Source organism: Candidatus Thiosymbion oneisti (assembly GCF_900092655.1).
GTDB classification, from domain to species: domain Bacteria; phylum Pseudomonadota; class Gammaproteobacteria; order Chromatiales; family Chromatiaceae; genus Thiosymbion; species Thiosymbion oneisti.
Genome location: NZ_FLUY01000401.1, coordinates 1 through 657, shown reverse-complemented (window position 1 = coordinate 657; position 657 = coordinate 1). Strand labels below are relative to the sequence as shown.

Sequence of the window (657 nt, the reverse complement as noted above, 5' to 3'; positions counted from 1 at the left end):
CAGCTGGTGATGGGGTCCGTAAGCCGTCTGAAAGACGGCGGTCCCAGCCGGCCCGGGACCGCCGACATCTTGTCGGCCCCTGGGACCGCCGACATTCTGTCGGCTCCCGGGACTACCGATATTTTTCTCGTTCCCACGCGCTGCGTGGGAAGCTGGTTGCTCCGCGCCGCGGAGAGAATCAAGCCGGTGTCCGCCATTCCGTATACCCAGGAACCAAACCCGCCAGCCCCGGAGGGCGGGAAAGCGCCGCGGTCCTGCCCCAGCGGGACCGCGGCACGCATCCCGCCTCGGAAAGGAAAACGCTGACGGCGGGATGCGCTACGCTTTCCCGCCCTACCCTTTTGCGACACCCTCTCCAGGAGGGTGTCACAAAAGCCCCTCTCCCGCCGGGAGAGGGGTTGGGGTGAGGGGATCAAGAGGCGAGAGGGGATCAAAAAGGTTCCCGCTATTCGGCAACAACAAAATTAGAACACTACCTTCCCATTTAAACCCTGGCTCTTTATGGATTCCGGACTGCTTTGGAGTGCGCCGGCAAAGCGGCGCGGCCGCATCGAACCTCAGCTACGGGGGATACCAGCAGCGTTGGCCGGGAATCCGGGCCCTTCGGTTCCACCCGCGCCGCGGCGACGGCGCTTTCCCCTGGCCGCAACACCTTTG

Annotated in this window: 1 protein-coding gene; it reads left to right on the top strand. The window is 64.5% G+C overall.

Annotation, left to right across the window (positions count from 1 at the left end; all coding sequences use genetic code 11):
• The coding region (locus tag BQ17_RS22350) for a hypothetical protein (protein WP_218068066.1) at window positions 1-306 on the top strand (306 nt) is incomplete at its 5' end.
• Window positions 307-657: the final 351 nt, after the last annotated feature.